Origin of the sequence: Marinarcus sediminis (SeqCode), from assembly GCF_048571275.1 — a bacterium.
GTDB classification, from domain to species: Bacteria; Campylobacterota; Campylobacteria; order Campylobacterales; family Arcobacteraceae; genus Marinarcus; species Marinarcus sediminis.
Genome location: NZ_CP182357.1, coordinates 1,661,774 through 1,678,261 on the forward strand (window position 1 = coordinate 1,661,774; position 16,488 = coordinate 1,678,261).

Below are 16,488 nucleotides of genomic sequence, written 5' to 3' on the forward strand. Positions count from 1 at the left end.
AATGGGGTCTGACCCCGATGTTTTATTTCTGAAACATTAGGTTATCGTTATCATCTACCCCTATTTATAATTATAGGTTTAGGATAATGGAAGCCTTCCAATTTAATAGTATTGTATGAGCTGAACAATATACACTAAGTCAAGCAAAAGTCCTGCAAAACCTGAGGAATAGACTTAATCTAGAAAGTAGAAGTTGAATGAAGACACTGAGATAAAAAAGGTGGTTAGTTTTTTGTGATGTTAGAATATTGGTTTAGATTAATTATTTATGATTTTTAAAGCTATAAAATAATAATCAAACAAAAAATAAGATAAAATACATTTACTCAATGTTTAGGAAACTTAATGCAAAAAAAGTTAAGAGAAGAATTAAAAAATATACTTGAAAATGACCCCAATAACTATTCTAAGATTTTAGAGTTGTCATCCGACCTATCAAAATTTGATGAAAATAATGTAAGATTTACAATTGATGCAGGGATAATTGATAGGTTAGGTAAAGAACTTGTAGCTAGGCATGAAACTGCAGTATCAGAATTGGTTAAGAATGCTTATGATGCTGATGCTAGGAGAGTTAAGTTAACATTTATTAATACTCTTGAAATAGGTGGAATTATTGTTATCAATGATGATGGTGTTGGAATGACAAAAGAGCAATTGATTAATGGTTTTATGAGATTAGCATCAAGTGATAAAATCCATTATCCATTTTCTCCTACTTATAAAAGAAAAAGAGCAGGTAAAAAAGGTATAGGTCGTTTTGCTGCTCAAAGATTAGGTAAACAACTAACAATTACAACCCAAACAGAAGATACTGAAAAAGCGCTTGAAATTACGATAAACTGGGACAATTTTAAAAATGATAAAGATTTAATGTTTATTGATAATAAAATTGAATATAGAAATAGAATACGTAATAAAAAAAGTGGTACAAGACTTATTATTAAAGAGTTAAGAGATAAATGGACTGAACCTCAAATTAAAAGAGTATATAGATATGCTTCAGAAATTTTACAACCTTTTCCACTTGCAAAAGTTAAGACTAAAACAGAAGACCCAGGATTTAAACTAATATGTAAAACGAAAGAAGGAGATTCTATTAATGTAATTGCTAATGATAATACTATGTTTTTCGAACATGCATTAGCAGAAATTAGAGGTAATATTGATGATGAAGGTTACATGAGAATTAGTATCAAAAGCCAAAAGTTAAAATATCACATTAAAGATGTCTTATTAAATGAAAAGAAAGCATATAAAAATATAAGAAATGTAAATTTAAGAGCTTACTATTTTGTATATGAAAATAAGTATTTATCTCCTCAAATAAAAACATTTATAAATGAAAAAGCTAAAGAACAAGGTGGAATAAGGTTATACAGAAATGGATTTAGAGTTTTACCTTATGGAGAAACTCATCAAGAAGTACCAAATGATTGGTTAGGATTAGATGCATCTGTTAGAAGAAGAACTGTTTTACCGACTCATGCAAATATTAACTTTTTTGGTTTTATTGAAATTGATGGACAAGATGATAAATTTGAAGAATTATCAAGTAGAGAAGGGTTATTAGAAAATGATTCTTTTAAGGAATTAACTGACTTTGGCTATAAAATTTTGACAGATGGTGTTACAAAAATAGGTTCAGAAAGAGGTGTAAAAACTAGAACAAATGAAAAAAATTGGAAGAAAGAGCCTGAAGAAGAAATAGATGAAATTATTGAAGAATTAGAAAGTATGACTTCCTCTCGAAGTGAGAATGAAGATGAAGAAAGTTTTAATAATCAAGAAGATAGTGAAGATGTCAAAGAAAAAATAGGCTATATTACTCAAAAGTTAAGAAATGCACAAGAAGAACAAAAACAAAAACAAAAAGAGCAATTAGAAGAAAAAAATTTATTAAGAATATTGGCAGGATTAGGACTTACTATAGGAGAATTTATACACGAGATTAAACAGTATCAAGGAGCTTTATCTGCTGATATAGAAAATATAAGAAATATTGTTACAGATGATGAAGAAATAAAAATAATAGATAGATTAGATACAAATGTAAAAAGTATTAATGCATATACTTCTTATTTTGATGAAGCAATATCAGAGAATATTCAAAGAGAGTTAACTCCAATTGAATTAAGAAGTGTAGTTGACTCTTTAAAAGATAGTATTTCCAATGATTTACAAAGACGAAATTTTGAATTTGAAGAAAAAATTAATGGATATAATTTATTTACTTGTCCTATGCATAAATCTGAATGGGCTTCAATTTTATTTAATTTATATACAAATGCGAGAAAGGCCATTAAAAAGACTGCTGTTCAGAAAGGGAAAATATGCATTGAGATTGGAAAATCAAGAAATATTGTATTTTTAGAGTTTTCTGATAATGGTATTGGAATACCACTTGAAAATAGGGATAAAATTTTCAATGCTTTTTTTACTACTAGTGAACCAGTTGGTAAAGTATCAAAAAATCATGAAGAAATGACAGGTACTGGCTTAGGTTTAAAAATAATAAAAGATATTATTACAGGTTATGGTGGATTAATTTATGTAAAAGAACCAATTAATAACTATAATACAACAATTAGAATAGAGTTACCGTATTACAATGAGGGATATAAAGATGATGTTTAAATATTTATATATTGATGATGCAGAAAAACATATAAGAGAACCTTACTCCCAAAAATTATCAAATGACTATATAAAGGTAGATACTATACATGTATCTGAAGTTGAATTAGGAGATACAGAAAAGTTCATAGAATATGTTAAAGAATATGATGGACTATTATTAGATTTAAGACTTGATGAAACAGCAAGCGAAGATACTAAAAAAATCAAAGTACCTTTTACTGCAACGGTCTATGCTCAACATCTTAGAACGTTAGTTACGAATGGGAATATAGATAAAGATATACCTATCGTCTTATTTTCGACTGATGATAAACTAAAAAAAGTTTACTCTGTTGATTTAACAAGTCAAGATTTATTTGATAGATATATTGAGAAGACTAGAATACCTAAAAATGCAATTTTAAAACTATTATCTCTTGCTACTGGATATAAAACAATAAATAAAGAAAAAGATATTAAAAAATTATTAGGATTAGCAACACTTGATGAGTTAGATGAAAGAATATTTGCAAGATATGATGAAGATATTTCTATTCCAACACATGAATATGCTCAAACTATTTTAAAAGATTTAATTTATTCTTCAGGAGTTTTAATAAATGAATTATTATTAGCATCAAGGTTTGGTATTGATATAGAAAAATCTGCAGATTGGAAACACCTAAAAGAATATTTTAAAGATACCAAATATAATGGTGTGTTTTCAGATGGATGGAATAGATGGTGGATGCACTCAATTGATAATAAGTTTTATGATAAAACAGAAACTTATTTATCTTATTTAGATGCCAATGAAAGAGTTGATATTTTAAAAAAAATTACAGGTTTAGAAAACTTAACAGTTTCAGAACCAATAGAAGAAAATCATAGTAATAGATTTTGGACATATTGCAAAGTATTAGAAAAGCCTTTAGACCCACTGGAAGGATTTAAAATTAATACTCCTATTGAACCAAAGCCATGGCAAGAGTATGATTACTGTTCTCTATATGCTATCTTAACCCAAAAGCATAAATCTAAAGGAATCACAATACATCCTAGTGATAGAGAAAGACTAGAAGCAATTAGAAGTGAATATTAAAATGTTTGATGATTATAATGAAAAAACATTTATACTTAATATGGCAAGTGATTTGCATATCTTAAGTCAAATTTTAAGTAAAGAATATTCTATTTGTTTTTCAACAAAACAAATTACTGATATTGCTACTGAAATAAAAAGAACTAAAAACTTTGACTATTCATTGAAACCTTTAGAATTTAAATTTATAGACTATCCTTCTCATCTTTCACATACTAATATAGATAACCTACGATTAGGGTTCAGTATGAGGATAAAAGGAACTCATAATAAAATTCCAGAATTAAAAGATTCATTAAACCATTTAGAATTCAATATTTGGATAACTGGTACTAATAAAAATAATAGAAGCTCTAATCCTTTTTATTCTATACATTTTGATAGGCATATAGAAGGAGATAATCCATCAAAAGAAGTACATCCCATTTATCATTTTCAATTTGGCGGAAGAAAAATCAAAGATAAAAGTATTGACTTAGGACAGGCTTTATTTATGGATACTCCTAGAATAATGCATCATCCAATGGATATTTTTTTAGGTATTGATTTTGTATTATCTAACTTTTTTCCGAAGATTTGGGACAAATTTAAAAAAGATGGTAAATATACTAATTTAATAAAAAAATATCAATCTTATTTTGTATATCCTTACTTTAAAACAATTACAAGGCATTTTGAAGAATCAATATCTCAACCTTGGAGTTCCAAAGATATTTATCCTCAGTTGGTTGAGGTAAAATATTGAACCAACAAGTTTTTAATTATTTAAAAAATTATACACAAGAAGTTTTTTCAATGAACAGACTTCTTGTTTCTACTTACGTATATTTAAAAAAAATAGAAGTAAAAAAAAATAAAAGAATAAAAGAATTATTGATTCAAAAGGAAGACAAAGAAGAGTATCAATCACTTAATGAATTTACTGATTTAATAAAAAATATTGATAGAAGTTTTAATTACGAAGAACTTTTAGAATTATTTGAGTTTGTAATATCTCCATCAGATAAAGTGATTAATGGTGCTATATATACTCCTTGTGATATAAGAGAATTTATAACTACTCAATGCTTTCTTTCTTATTCAAAAGATATATCAAAAGCTAAAATTGTAGATATATCATGTGGTTGTGGTGGATTTTTGATTGATTCAGTTAATTTTCTAAGAATACATACAAATAAGTCATATAAAAAAATATTTGAAGAAAATATATTTGGTATAGATATTCAAAAATATAGTATTGAAAGAACAGAAATATTATTATTGTTATTAGCATTAGAGCATGGAGATGATGAAGAAGTATTTAAATTCAACTTGTATGATGGTGATTCCTTAGAATTTGAATGGAACAAAGAGAATAAAGCAATAAATAAAAATAATGGTTTTGATATTATACTGGGAAATCCTCCATATGTTTGTTCTAGAAATATGGATGATAAAACAAAAAGTTTAATGTCAAAATGGGATACTTGCTCAACAGGACATCCCGATTTATATATTCCTTTTTTTGAAATTGGATATAAATTATTGAATAAAAATGGAATTCTTGGTTATATAACAGTTAATTCTTTTATAAAAAGTGTTAATGGTAGAGCAATAAGAAAATTTTTTCAAGATAATAATGTAGATTTAAAAATTATTGATTTTGAAGATGAACAGATATTTAATTCAAGGATGACTTATACATCTATATGTTTTATATCAAAAAATCAAACTACAAGTATAAAATACAAAGCTTTGAGAAAAAAAGATTTAGTAAATAGTTTTGATTATGAAGAACATTCATATTTAGAAATAGATAATAAAAATGGATGGTATATAAAAAATAGAGAAATTGTTAAAAAAATTGAATCGATTGGAACTCCATTTGGGAAATTATTTAATACTAAAAGTGGAATAGCTACACTAAAAAATAGTGTATATATTTTTAAACCAGTTAAAGTAACTGCAAAATATTACTTTATTGATGAAAATATAAAAATTGAAAAAGAAATATGTAAAGATATTATAAATTCAAATTTTTTAGTCAAAACAGATAATATTGATAACTTTATAGAAAAAATTATTTTTCCATATTATTATGATGAAGATAATAAAGTAAATGTAATTGAGATAGATGATATAAAGAGTAAATATCCATATGCTTATAAATATTTATTATCAAATAAAAATGAATTAGCAACAAGAGATAAAGGAAAGGGAGAAAATTATAATCATTGGCATGCTTTTGGGAGAAATCAATCTTTAGAAAGAACAAAATATAAGCTTTTATTTCCTCAGTTAGCAAAAAAAGGATTTCAAAGTTGCATATCAGATAATGAAAATTTATATTTTTATAATGGAATGGCTGCATTATCTGATGATTTAGAAGAACTACAATTATTAGAAAAAATATTTAAATCAGAAATATTTTGGCTATATGTAAAAAGTATTAGTAAGCCTTATGCTTCAAACTATTTATCTCTTGGTCGTAATTATATGAAAGAGTTTGGTATCTACAACTTTACTGAAAAAGAAAAGGAATATTTAATTAATGAAAATGATATTGAAAAATTGAACTCATTTATAAATAGTAAATATAAATTCAAGGGACAGGATACTTAATTATTGGACTCACTTTTTTTCACTCTTGGTTCAGATTTTCGCTGTTTCTAGTCCTATATTGCCAACAACTTTATTTTATCATAAAACTTTTTATGTTCACAAGATTTTTTGTTTTTCCTTTTAATAATGCAGCTTGTCTATTTGTCGTTTTTATCTTTAAAAAAAGGATTTTTAGTAAGGATAATCTTTTTGACAGAATGTATAGCAAATGCTAGTAATGCATCTGTTTTTAAATAAGTAAATTTTAATGTATAATTTACTATACTTCCACTTCATAAAACGTATATGTATTAAGTATTTATTTTTTAAAAAGTTTTATTTCGGTAAAATTTTTTTCATGCGGGAGTAGCTCAGTTGGCTAGAGCCTCTGCCTTCCAAGCAGATTGTCGCGAGTTCGAGTCTCGTCTCCCGCTCCATAGAGTTTAAAAGAAGTGGTAAGCCTTTTAAATTTTTCAAATTGTTTTACCAACCCATGCGGGAGTAGCTCAGTTGGCTAGAGCCTCTGCCTTCCAAGCAGATTGTCGCGAGTTCGAGTCTCGTCTCCCGCTCCATTGAAAAAAGTCAAGATTTAAGATTTCTTTTGAGGTTTTAAATCTTGGCTTTTTTTTTACTGAAGAATTCATTTTCTTTACAATAAATTTTTTTTGTGGATAGGTGTCTGAGCGGTTGAAAGAGTATGCTTGGAAGGCATATGTAGTGAATAACTACCATGGGTTCAAATCCCATCCTATCTGCCATTATGCGTGTTATAAACAAAGAGAAACTCTGTAAATTTTTTTACTCTGTTTTACAACAATCAAAACCAGAAATCCCACAACAATACCCAAAATAATTTGATTGACTATCACAGGAATAGTTTGAATAAAAAGATGATGAAAGTTTGGAATATTGTGTGAAAGTATTCCTCCACCTACTAAAATCATCGCAAAAGTACCTATTACAGACAAAAACTTGATGACTTTAGGCATGAGTGAAATTAAAAAGTTCCCCACGGCAATGCTCTTTTTTTCAATCAACCAAAAGCCAATGTTATCCATTCTGATAATAAGTGCAACAATGCCATAAACTCCAAACGTTGCTGCCAGTGCTACAAAACACGTTGAAAATATTTGTATGGGCAATGATTTATCAAGCACCGTTCCTAAGGCAATGACCACAATTTCAATGGAGAGGATAAAGTCGGTAAATACAGCAGATTTGATTTTCTCTTTTTCAATGTCCAAAATATTTTCAGAGGTGGATTGTTTGATTTCCTCTTTATGTTGGGTGTGTGATTTTTGATGAAAATACTCTTCAATTTTTTCTGCCCCTTCATACAAAAGATATAACCCACCAAGAATGAGAATATAAGGAATAACAAACGCCGCAAAAGCACTCAACAAAAAAGCAACAGGCAATATTATGGCTTTATTTTTGAGTGAACCTTTTATGATGGCCCACACGACTTTTAGCTCACGCTCTTGCGCAAATCCCAAAGCTTTTTCGGCATTCACTGCCAAATCATCGCCCAATATTCCTGCTGTTTTTTGCGTGGCAATTTTAGTAGTAACTGCCACATCATCTGCTAAAACAGCAATATCATCTAAGAGTAAAAAGAGTCCTGAAGCCATTGTTTTCCTTTTTGGTTTTATTGACCGTATCATAGCCATATTTTAATATTTTATCGATACATAAAAACTCAAATCAAATTCGTTGTCGTTGCTTAAAAAATTGTTTTTATTGTATATGGCATAGGAGGGTTTAGTCGTGGTCTCATAGTCGCTTTTGGGAAGCCATTCATGATAAACCCAATGAATAAATTTAAGCATATCTCCATGTTTGCCTTGTAAATCAAATTTGGCATAAACCCCATCTGATATTTTAAAACGAGGCAATCTCTCTTCTGAGAGGGTTTGATGCTCTTGCGTGACGATACACGCAATATATTGGCACTCATTTAGAGGGGTAATTGTTGGATTATCATGCAAAAGTGCAATTTGTTTGTAGTGGGTAATGTTGTTGGTTAAAAGCCACGTTTGCAGTTTTTGCCATGTCTCTTTGACATTGACATTGTACCCCTTGTTTCGAATATAAAAACTCTCAAAAATGGGCATTTTTACAATGGTGGGAGTAAGATTATTGAAGCTTGCGGTTGAAAGCATTGCTTTTTGTGATTGTTGCAAAATTCTGCTTGAATAGGTTTTATAGCCCCCTTGTTTCCATGCTTTTGGATTCATCTCAAATCGGTGATGAAACGCTTTTATAAAAGAAGATTGAGAGCTGTATCCACACAAATTGGCTATTTCGGAGATGGTGGAGTATTTATTGGTTAAAAGCAGATTGGCTGCTTTTTGAAGACGGATTGATTTGATGCTTTCATAGATATTTTTTCCAAAAGCCTCTTTAAATATACGATGCATATGGAATTTACTGACATCTAAATCAAAGCTCAACTCTTCAATGTCGATGTGCGTTTCAATATGGGTATAAATATAGTACATAATATCATTGGATATTTTGGTTCTTTTTTGCAAAGTATCTTTTTTCATTGCCTAAGTATAGCACTAAAAAGCTATAAAATTAGCACTATAAAACAATAAAATAGGCAAAAAAGAGGAAGAACTATTCCTTTTAATACTCTAAAATAGTGAACAATTTAAAAAAGGTGAAAAAAGATGAAAAAGATTTCTAAAGTCCTGATTGCAAATCGAGGTGAGATTGCTTTACGAATTATACGAGCATGTAAAGAGTTGGATATTAAAAGTGTATCTGTTTTTTCTGAAGTTGATGTTCAAGGCGTTTGGCTAAGAAAAGCCGATGAGTGTTACCCTATATTGGGAAATCCAATTGAAGCGTATTTGAATTATGACAATATTATTTCCCTTGCACTTAAAGCCAATTGTGATGCCATTCATCCTGGATATGGCTTTTTATCTGAAAATGCAGAGTTTGCACAAGCTTGTGTGGACAATGGCATTATTTTTATTGGTCCAAAAGCCGAACACATTGCTCTTTTTGGCGATAAAATGGCATCAAAAGTAGCCATGAAAAAAATCGGTGTTCCGGTATTAGAAGGGACAGACACACCCATTGAAGATATCAAAGAAGGCGCAAAGATTGCCAAAGAGATTGGTTTCCCTATTATTATAAAAGCTGCTTTTGGAGGTGGTGGAAGAGGAATGAGAATTGTTCGAGCTGAAAAAGATTTTCATGAACTCTTTGAATCAGCTACGAATGAAGCGAAAAAATATTTTGGCAAAGGGGATGTTTTTATTGAAAAATATGTTGAAAACCCAAGACATATTGAAGTACAAGTCATTGCAGATAAATATGGGAATGTGGTTCATTTAGGAGAGCGAGATTGCTCAATTCAAAGACGACATCAAAAAGTCATTGAAATTGCACCTTCTCCTCTTTTAAACGATGAGGTGAGAAAAGAGTTATATCGGGTCTCAACCAAAGCCATGATTCGATTGGGATATGAAAGTGTAGGTACGGTTGAGTTTCTTGTTGACAGTGAAGATAATATCTACTTTATTGAGATGAACACACGAGTTCAAGTAGAACATCCTGTAACTGAACTCATTTCTGGCATTGATATTATTCAAAGAATGATAGAAATTGCCGAAGGGGACAAACTTAAATTTCTTCAAGAAGAGATTAAATTTAGAGGTTATGCCATTGAGTTTAGAATCAACGCAGAAGATCCAAAGAAAAAGTTTATGCCATCATCCGGAGAGATAACAAACTATATGACACCAGGAGGTCCTGGTGTCAGACTTGATACGTCATTGTATGCAGGGTACAAAGTTCCTGCCAACTATGATTCAATGTTGGGGAAACTCATTGTTTGGGCATTGGATTGGGAAGGTGTTGTTAAAAAAGCCAGACGTGCTTTAGATGAGTTTTTTATCGATGGATTGCCAACGAATATCCCTTTACATCGAGAAATTGTCAGAGATGAAGATTTTATAGCAGGAAAGTTAGATACCAGTTATTTGGATAAAAAACTCGACAAATTTAATCTTGATGCCATTTCACACAGCCAAGAAGAGGATAAAAAGATGAAAGCCATTCATCAACTTATTGAAAAAATCAAAAAGAATAACATCAGTGTGAGACATTAAGTAAAAAGCAATAAAGAGAAATTCTTTATTGCTTTTTTGAATCAAATAAAGTGTTTATATATGCGTGAATGTCTTTTTTGGTTTGTGTTATGGTTTTAGTATAAAAAGAGAGAATAAAAAATCCCACCATGGTATTAATGATTGAATCAACCATTTTGATGCTTTTAGGAGGAAATATTTTTTGATTGATGCCTTCTTGAATTAGGTGAGACAAAAGATTGAAATTGTCGTCATACCAATTTTTCTGGAACTTTATAATGGCCTCATTATTGCACGAGTATGAAATAGCAATAAACTCTTTAAAAATTTTACGATAACAGTTGAACTCATCTTCATAAAGAAGAGTAAAAATGAGTTCAATTTTTTCTTTAATCTCTTTTTTTTGTTCAATTTGGGTACATATTTTGAGTTTAAAGTTTTCATACAATTGGGTAATTAATACCAAAACCATCTCTTCTTTATTTTGAAAATATTCATAAAGAGTGCCTTTCCCAATATTGGCCTCTTGTGCAAGTTCTGCTATGGTTAAATCTTTTAGGTTTTTTTTGTAAAGTATCTCTTGACAAGAAAGTGCAATGCACTTTCTTTTTTTCTCTTTATTGACGACAAGAGGCATAAATGCTCCTTACTCTTCTTTTGTATTTCTGCTTAATTTAGAAACCAAAATAAAGAACAGTGGAATAAATATAATGGCTAAAAAGGTTGCTGCCAACATTCCTCCAATAACACCTGTACCAATTGAGTGTCGACTTGCTGCTCCTGCACCGCTGCTGATGGCTAAAGGAACAACTCCCAATGTAAATGCCATAGAGGTCATAATAATGGGTCGTAATCTGATTTTGGCCGCTTCAAGAGCAGAATCCATTACACTCATTCCCTCTTTTTGTTTTTGCAAGGCAAACTCAATGATTAAGATGGCATTTTTAGCTGCGAGTCCTGCTAAAACTAAGAGTCCCACTTGGAAGTAAATATCATTCTCTAATCCTCTTAACAAGGTTGCTAAAATCGCTCCAAAAATCGCAAATGGAACGGCTAAAACAACTGAAATAGGCATCAGCCATTTTCCATATTGTGCCGCTAAGATGAGGAACAATAGGATAATTCCAAATATAAAGGCTTGGGCACTGCTGCTTGAAATTTGTTTCTCTTGGAATGCTGTTCCTACCCAACTTATGGTGTATCCTTGTGGCAATACCTCTTTTGATACCTCTTCAATGGCAGTTAACGCATCCCCTGAACTGTATCCAAGTGCAGGCTGACCTGAAACTTTTGCGGCTTGAAATAGGTTGAATCTTTCAATTAAATCTGCACCAAGAGTAGGTACGACATCTACTAAAGAGCTAATAGGAACCAGTTCGTCGTTATTGCCACGTACGAAAATGAATTTTAAATCATCAACTCCTTTTCTGTACTCACTGGCAGCTTGTAAATTCACTTTATACGTACGTCCAAATAAGTTAAAATCATTGACATAATAACTTCCTAAAGTGGCACTTAATGTTGAGAAAATTTCAGCAATATCAACCCCTTTGGCTTTGGCTTTTTGAGTATGCACTTTGATGGAATATTGTGGAATATTGACATTAAGTGAACTTCTTACTCCTTGTAATTCGGGTCGTGTATTGGCTTTTTCAATAATTTGTGACACATATTTATTTAAATCTTGTACCGTTCCACCACTTCTGTCTTGTACATACATCTCAAATCCACCTGAAAGACTCATCCCCATAATTGGGGGAGGGAGTACTCCAAAAGTAAATCCATCGGTGGTTGTCCCCATGAGTTGAGCATTGAACTTTTGATTAATAACATCTGCTTGTTGATCGGGTCTTTGTCTTTGATCCCAATCTTTCAACTTAATAATGGTTGCAGCCGCATGCGTTCTTTGTCCAAAAGTAACTAAATCAAGACCTGCTAGGGTAATAATATCTTTTACATTTTCATTTTTTAAAACAGTGTTGTTAATTTCAGTAGTTAACTTCTCTGTTCGATACAGTGATGAACCCGGAGGGTTATAACTGAATAAGAAAATAGTTCCTTGATCTTCTTGGGGAACCAATCCTTTTCTCATATTATCAAACATATCGTATGAGATATAAATTAATCCACCAAACAATAAAATACTGATTAAAGAGTATCGAATCGATTTTTTGACCAGATAAGAGTACCCTTTTGTTGCTTTTTCAAAAAGTTCATTAAACCATTTGAAAAATCCTTGTGGTTTGGTGTGATCCGCTTTTAAAATGGATGCACACAGTGAGGGCGTTAATGTTAATGCCACAAATCCAGAAATAACAATAGATACTACAATGGTAATGGCAAATTGTCGATACATTTCACCACTTAAACCACCCATAAAGGCTACAGGAATAAATACAGCAGAGAGTACTAATACAATGGCAATTAAAGCACTGGATACCTCTTTCATGGCTTTATATGCTGCATCTTTTGGACTCATGCCTTCACTCATATGCCTCTCAACGTTTTCAATTACAATAATCGCATCATCGACCACGATTCCAATGGCAAGAACCAAACCAAAAAGAGTCAGTAAATTGATACTAAATCCCAAAGCATACATTCCCGCAAAAGCTCCAATAATTGAAACAGGTACGGCTAAAATAGGAATAAGTGTTGCTCTCCAGTTTTGTAAAAATAAAAATATGATGGCAATAACTAAAAGAATGGCTTCAATGAATGTTTTTGCCACCTCTTTGATTGAAATTTCAACAAAAGTCGTACTGTCATACGGAATGCTATACGCCACACCTTCTGGAAATTTTTGACTGTCCTCTTTCAATATTTTTTCAACCGCACGTGCAGTATCGAGTGCATTGGCACCACTTTGTAAAAAAATACCAACAGGAATGGCTGGGGTATTATTTAATTGAGTGGTCATGTTATAACTTTGTGCCCCCAACTCAACAGTTGCCACATCTTTTAGGTGCAGTGAACTTCCATCTTTATTTGAACGAATAATAATCTCTCCAAACTCTTTTGGCTCACTTAGTCGTACAGGCGTTTGAAGTGTATAGGTAAACATCTGTTTATTTTTCATTGGTTCTGCTGCAAACTTACCTGCAGCATATTGTGCATTTTGTTCCTTAATGGCACTAATAACATCTGCAGTTGTCAAATTTTGATTTGAAAGTTTTTGTGGATCAATCCAAACACGAATGGCATAATCTTTTGCCCCAAATATTGTTGCATCTCCTACTCCACTGATACGTTTGATATCATCTACGATATTAATCAAAGTGTAGTTTGATAAATAGGTAATGTCTCGGCTGTTATCAGGAGAGTAGAGCATGAAAACTTGCAACATACTAGGCGATCGTTCTCGAACATTGACCCCTTGACGTTGAACTTGTTCTGGCAGTTTTGATAAGGCTGCTTGTACTCGGTTATTGACGTCAATTTTTGCATCATTTGGATTGGTTCCAACTTGAAAAAATACGTTAATACTTACGCTTCCATTATCTGCAGCAACTGAGTTCATGTAAAGCATATTATTCGCACCATTGATTTGCTCTTCAATAGGGGCTGCTACTGTTTTTGAAATGGTTTCAGCACTTGCCCCTGGATAGTTTGTTGAGACAATAATTTGTGGAGGAACAACTCTGGGGTATTGTTCAATGGGCAAGTTGATTATTGAAATCAAACCTGCTAAAACAATAATTATTGATACAACCGCTGAAAAAACAGGGTTTTTAATAAAAAATGACGAAAACATTTAGTTTGCCTCATTTACAATTTGTACTTTGGTATCTGGCCGTACTTTTGCAATATTTCCGATGATAACTACATCATTGGGTTTGAGTCCTTTTTTAATTGCCACACCTTCTTCTAATAGAGCTCCAACTTCAATTGGAGTTATTTTTGCTTGGTTATCTTTAACAAGATATACAAAATTTCCTTTTGCTGTTTTAAGAAGAGCCTCTTCTGGAATAATATAAATGTTTGGAATGTTCAAATTCCCCAACTCTATTTGTACAAACTCTCCCACAAGCAGTTCTTGATTTTTGTTATCAAATTTGGCACGTAAAAGTAAAGTATCGGTTTGTGTATCCAGTTTTGGCGCAATATAATCAATGGTACCATTTTCATATCTTTTTCCATTATTGATTAAAGTTATGGTTGCTTTTTTTGATCTCACTTGTGAAAGAAAGGTACCAATATCATCGTTTGATAATGAAAACTCTACATGAATAGGATCAACTGAAGTTACAGTAACAAGTAGAGTATTTGTGGCATCACTTCCTACTAAATCCCCAATATCACTCTGTTTGATTCCCGCAATTCCACTGATAGGAGAAACCACTTTCGTATAGCTGTATTGAATTTTTGCTTCGGTTAATTTTGCTTTCGCATCTTCATAGGTATATTCATAAGTATCGTAATCTTGAATACTGATGGCTTTGCTTTTTAAAAGTGCATTGGCTCTTATATAATCTTTATCTGCTTTGTTAAAATTGGCTTGAGCTTGATCTAAATTGGCTTTATAGGTATCTGGTTCAATCGTATAAAGTAAATCCCCTTTTTTAACCAAACTTCCTTCTTTGAAGTGTTTTTTCTCCAAAATACCTTTAACTCTGGCAGTTACATCTGCTTCTTCAAAAGGCGTAATCAAACCCGGATAAGATTTTGAGATGATGGCATCTCCTGCTTTTACGGTAAAAGCTTTTACTGGTAAAGCGGGTCTTTCTTGTGCTTGTGCAGGTTTATTTGTAGCTTGTTCTTCGTTGCATCCAGTAAATCCCAATACAATCGTCATAACTGTCAATAATAATCTTTTCATTTAATATAATCCTTTAAATTTTCTCCAGTGTAATAAATAATTGTCGCTTTTTTGATTTGTAAATCATATTGGGCACTTTTTAAAACACTCATGGCATCATACTTTTCAGTCAATGCCTCTAAATAAGCGACATTGTCAATCAATCCATTTTGGAATTTTGATTTAATCACTTCATATGCACTTTGCGCGGCATCTAAACCGGCTTTTGCCGATTCAATTTTCAGCTTACCGATCTCATATGCTTTGTTTGCCAGTTGTAAATCGACATTGGCTTTGTTTTTTTCATATTCATAGTTTGATTTTAGACTTAAATATTTTTTGTACTTAGATTCGGTTTTATTCATGGTCTCCCCAAAAGAGAAGATATTCCAAGCTAAGTTGACTGAAAAAATATTTTGTTCATCTAAATTGTTGCTGTACTGATTGCTTTTATAATTTGAATCATAATACGAGTATGTGTCGTTTAGGCTTATTGTTGGAAAGTAATCACTTTTTTCAATATCGGTACTGCTTTCACTGGCTTTTAAATCATACTCTAAAGCTTCAATATCGGCTCTTTGCATTTTGCTTGTATTTTGTGGTTCTTCAACATTTGAGCCTGCCTCTATTGTAACACTTTCACCTGTAATATATTCTAAATTATGCACAATTGTTTGAAGTTGAAGTTCAATTTCATGCAGATCAACGTTGGCACTTTGTACCCGTGAAATGATTTTTTGTAACTCATCTTCTGTCACAGTCCCTACATCCAGAAAATTGCTCAATCTTTTGTATTGTGCATCAAGTTGTTCAATCTCTTTTTGTTTTGCCTCTTTTTGTGCCAAATAAGAGAGATAATCATAATAATATGTAATGACATCTAAAGCCACTTGATTTTTTACCGATTCCAGTGTGGATTGGCTGCTTTTTATGCTGCTTTTATATTTTGAAAAGGTGTTTTCTCTTTTGCCACCATCAAAGAGTGTAAAACTCACTTTTCCATACGATTGCGAACTTTTGTCTGGAACTGTTGCTGTCTCTTTGTTGGTTGTAGAGTAACTTGCACCCACATCTACTTTTGGATAATATCCGCTTTTAATGCCTTTATATTCATATTGCAATGATTCCAAATCATACTCATATGCATTAATGAATTTATTTTTAAGGGATAAATTTAACAATTCATGCAAATTTTGACTCCACATAAAAATAGGCATTAAAAAAATAATACATAATTTTTTCACTTGTGCTCCTTATATCTTGCTGGAAAGATAACATAGAAT

Annotated in this window: 11 protein-coding genes and 3 tRNA genes; 8 read left to right on the forward strand and 6 right to left on the reverse strand. The window is 31.3% G+C overall.

The genetic code is table 11. The annotated features are described in order from the left end of the window. Positions 1–345: 345 nt before the first annotated feature. The 7 genes from ACNI3C_RS08380 (at position 346) to ACNI3C_RS08410 (ending at position 7,059) form a co-directional block, all read left to right on the forward strand. Positions 346–2,637: an ATP-binding protein gene (locus tag ACNI3C_RS08380; protein WP_419769359.1), complete on the forward strand. Its 2,292-nt coding sequence runs from the start codon at positions 346–348 to the stop codon at positions 2,635–2,637. Beyond that, positions 2,630–3,721, forward strand: coding sequence for a hypothetical protein (locus tag ACNI3C_RS08385; protein ID WP_419769360.1), 1,092 nt, complete (start codon positions 2,630–2,632; stop codon positions 3,719–3,721). The genes ACNI3C_RS08380 and ACNI3C_RS08385 overlap by 8 nt, the downstream gene beginning before the upstream one ends. Further along, positions 3,711–4,466 carry a hypothetical protein gene (locus ACNI3C_RS08390; RefSeq protein WP_419769361.1) on the forward strand — a complete coding sequence of 252 codons (756 nt, stop codon included), beginning with the start codon at positions 3,711–3,713 and terminating at the stop codon, positions 4,464–4,466. The genes ACNI3C_RS08385 and ACNI3C_RS08390 overlap by 11 nt, the downstream gene beginning before the upstream one ends. Next, positions 4,463–6,322, forward strand: a complete 1,860-nt coding sequence (locus tag ACNI3C_RS08395) for an Eco57I restriction-modification methylase domain-containing protein (protein WP_419769362.1) — start codon at positions 4,463–4,465, stop codon at positions 6,320–6,322. The genes ACNI3C_RS08390 and ACNI3C_RS08395 overlap by 4 nt, the downstream gene beginning before the upstream one ends. Before the next feature lie 339 nt (positions 6,323–6,661). Next, positions 6,662–6,738, forward strand: a tRNA-Gly gene (locus ACNI3C_RS08400). Between the two features lie 58 nt (positions 6,739–6,796). Beyond that, positions 6,797–6,873, forward strand: a tRNA-Gly gene (locus tag ACNI3C_RS08405). Positions 6,874–6,970: 97 nt separating this feature from the next. Next, positions 6,971–7,059: transfer RNA gene (locus ACNI3C_RS08410), tRNA-Ser, on the forward strand. A 9-nt stretch (positions 7,060–7,068) separates the two neighbouring features. On the opposite strand, the gene ACNI3C_RS08415 is transcribed toward ACNI3C_RS08410, so the two are convergent. Both ACNI3C_RS08415 and ACNI3C_RS08420 read right to left on the reverse strand, forming a co-directional pair. Next, positions 7,069–7,932, reverse strand: a complete 864-nt coding sequence (locus tag ACNI3C_RS08415) for a DUF808 family protein (protein ID WP_419769363.1) — start codon at positions 7,930–7,932, stop codon at positions 7,069–7,071. Positions 7,933–7,974: 42 nt separating this feature from the next. Beyond that, positions 7,975–8,850 carry an AraC family transcriptional regulator gene (locus ACNI3C_RS08420; protein ID WP_419769364.1) on the reverse strand — a complete coding sequence of 292 codons (876 nt, stop codon included), beginning with the start codon at positions 8,848–8,850 and terminating at the stop codon, positions 7,975–7,977. 126 nt (positions 8,851–8,976) lie between these two features. Between ACNI3C_RS08420 and ACNI3C_RS08425 the strand changes: the two genes are divergently transcribed. Then, the gene (locus tag ACNI3C_RS08425) at positions 8,977–10,428 is read left to right on the forward strand and encodes an acetyl-CoA carboxylase biotin carboxylase subunit (protein ID WP_419769365.1); all 1,452 of its coding nucleotides are present in this window, start codon (positions 8,977–8,979) and stop codon (positions 10,426–10,428) included. Between the two features lie 25 nt (positions 10,429–10,453). Here ACNI3C_RS08425 and ACNI3C_RS08430 read toward each other — a convergent pair whose 3' ends face one another. The 4 genes from ACNI3C_RS08430 to ACNI3C_RS08445 are packed head-to-tail and all read right to left on the reverse strand — an operon-like array spanning position 10,454 to position 16,449. Further along, entirely contained in the window at positions 10,454–11,044 is a 591-nt protein-coding gene (locus tag ACNI3C_RS08430; protein WP_419769366.1) for a TetR/AcrR family transcriptional regulator, read from the reverse strand. A gap of 9 nt (positions 11,045–11,053) precedes the next feature. Next, a complete protein-coding gene (locus ACNI3C_RS08435) occupies positions 11,054–14,161 on the reverse strand; it encodes an efflux RND transporter permease subunit (RefSeq protein ID WP_419769367.1) in 3,108 nt (1,035 codons plus the stop codon). Then, positions 14,162–15,226 (reverse strand): efflux RND transporter periplasmic adaptor subunit, encoded by a 1,065-nt coding sequence (locus ACNI3C_RS08440; RefSeq protein WP_419769368.1) that lies wholly within the window; start codon positions 15,224–15,226, stop codon positions 14,162–14,164. Further along, the gene (locus ACNI3C_RS08445; protein WP_419769369.1) at positions 15,223–16,449 is read right to left on the reverse strand and encodes a TolC family protein; all 1,227 of its coding nucleotides are present in this window, start codon (positions 16,447–16,449) and stop codon (positions 15,223–15,225) included. The genes ACNI3C_RS08440 and ACNI3C_RS08445 overlap by 4 nt, the downstream gene beginning before the upstream one ends. Positions 16,450–16,488: the final 39 nt, after the last annotated feature.

Coding starts and splice junctions, on each gene's coding strand:
- ACNI3C_RS08380 (WP_419769359.1), top strand. CDS start 346: ATGCAAAAAAAGTTAAGAGAAGAATTAAAAAATATACTTGAAAATGAC.
- ACNI3C_RS08385 (WP_419769360.1), top strand. CDS start 2,630: ATGTTTAAATATTTATATATTGATGATGCAGAAAAACATATAAGAGAA.
- ACNI3C_RS08415 (WP_419769363.1), bottom strand. CDS start 7,932: ATGGCTTCAGGACTCTTTTTACTCTTAGATGATATTGCTGTTTTAGCA.
- ACNI3C_RS08420 (WP_419769364.1), bottom strand. CDS start 8,850: ATGAAAAAAGATACTTTGCAAAAAAGAACCAAAATATCCAATGATATT.
- ACNI3C_RS08425 (WP_419769365.1), top strand. CDS start 8,977: ATGAAAAAGATTTCTAAAGTCCTGATTGCAAATCGAGGTGAGATTGCT.
- ACNI3C_RS08430 (WP_419769366.1), bottom strand. CDS start 11,044: ATGCCTCTTGTCGTCAATAAAGAGAAAAAAAGAAAGTGCATTGCACTT.
- ACNI3C_RS08435 (WP_419769367.1), bottom strand. CDS start 14,161: ATGTTTTCGTCATTTTTTATTAAAAACCCTGTTTTTTCAGCGGTTGTA.
- ACNI3C_RS08440 (WP_419769368.1), bottom strand. CDS start 15,226: ATGAAAAGATTATTATTGACAGTTATGACGATTGTATTGGGATTTACT.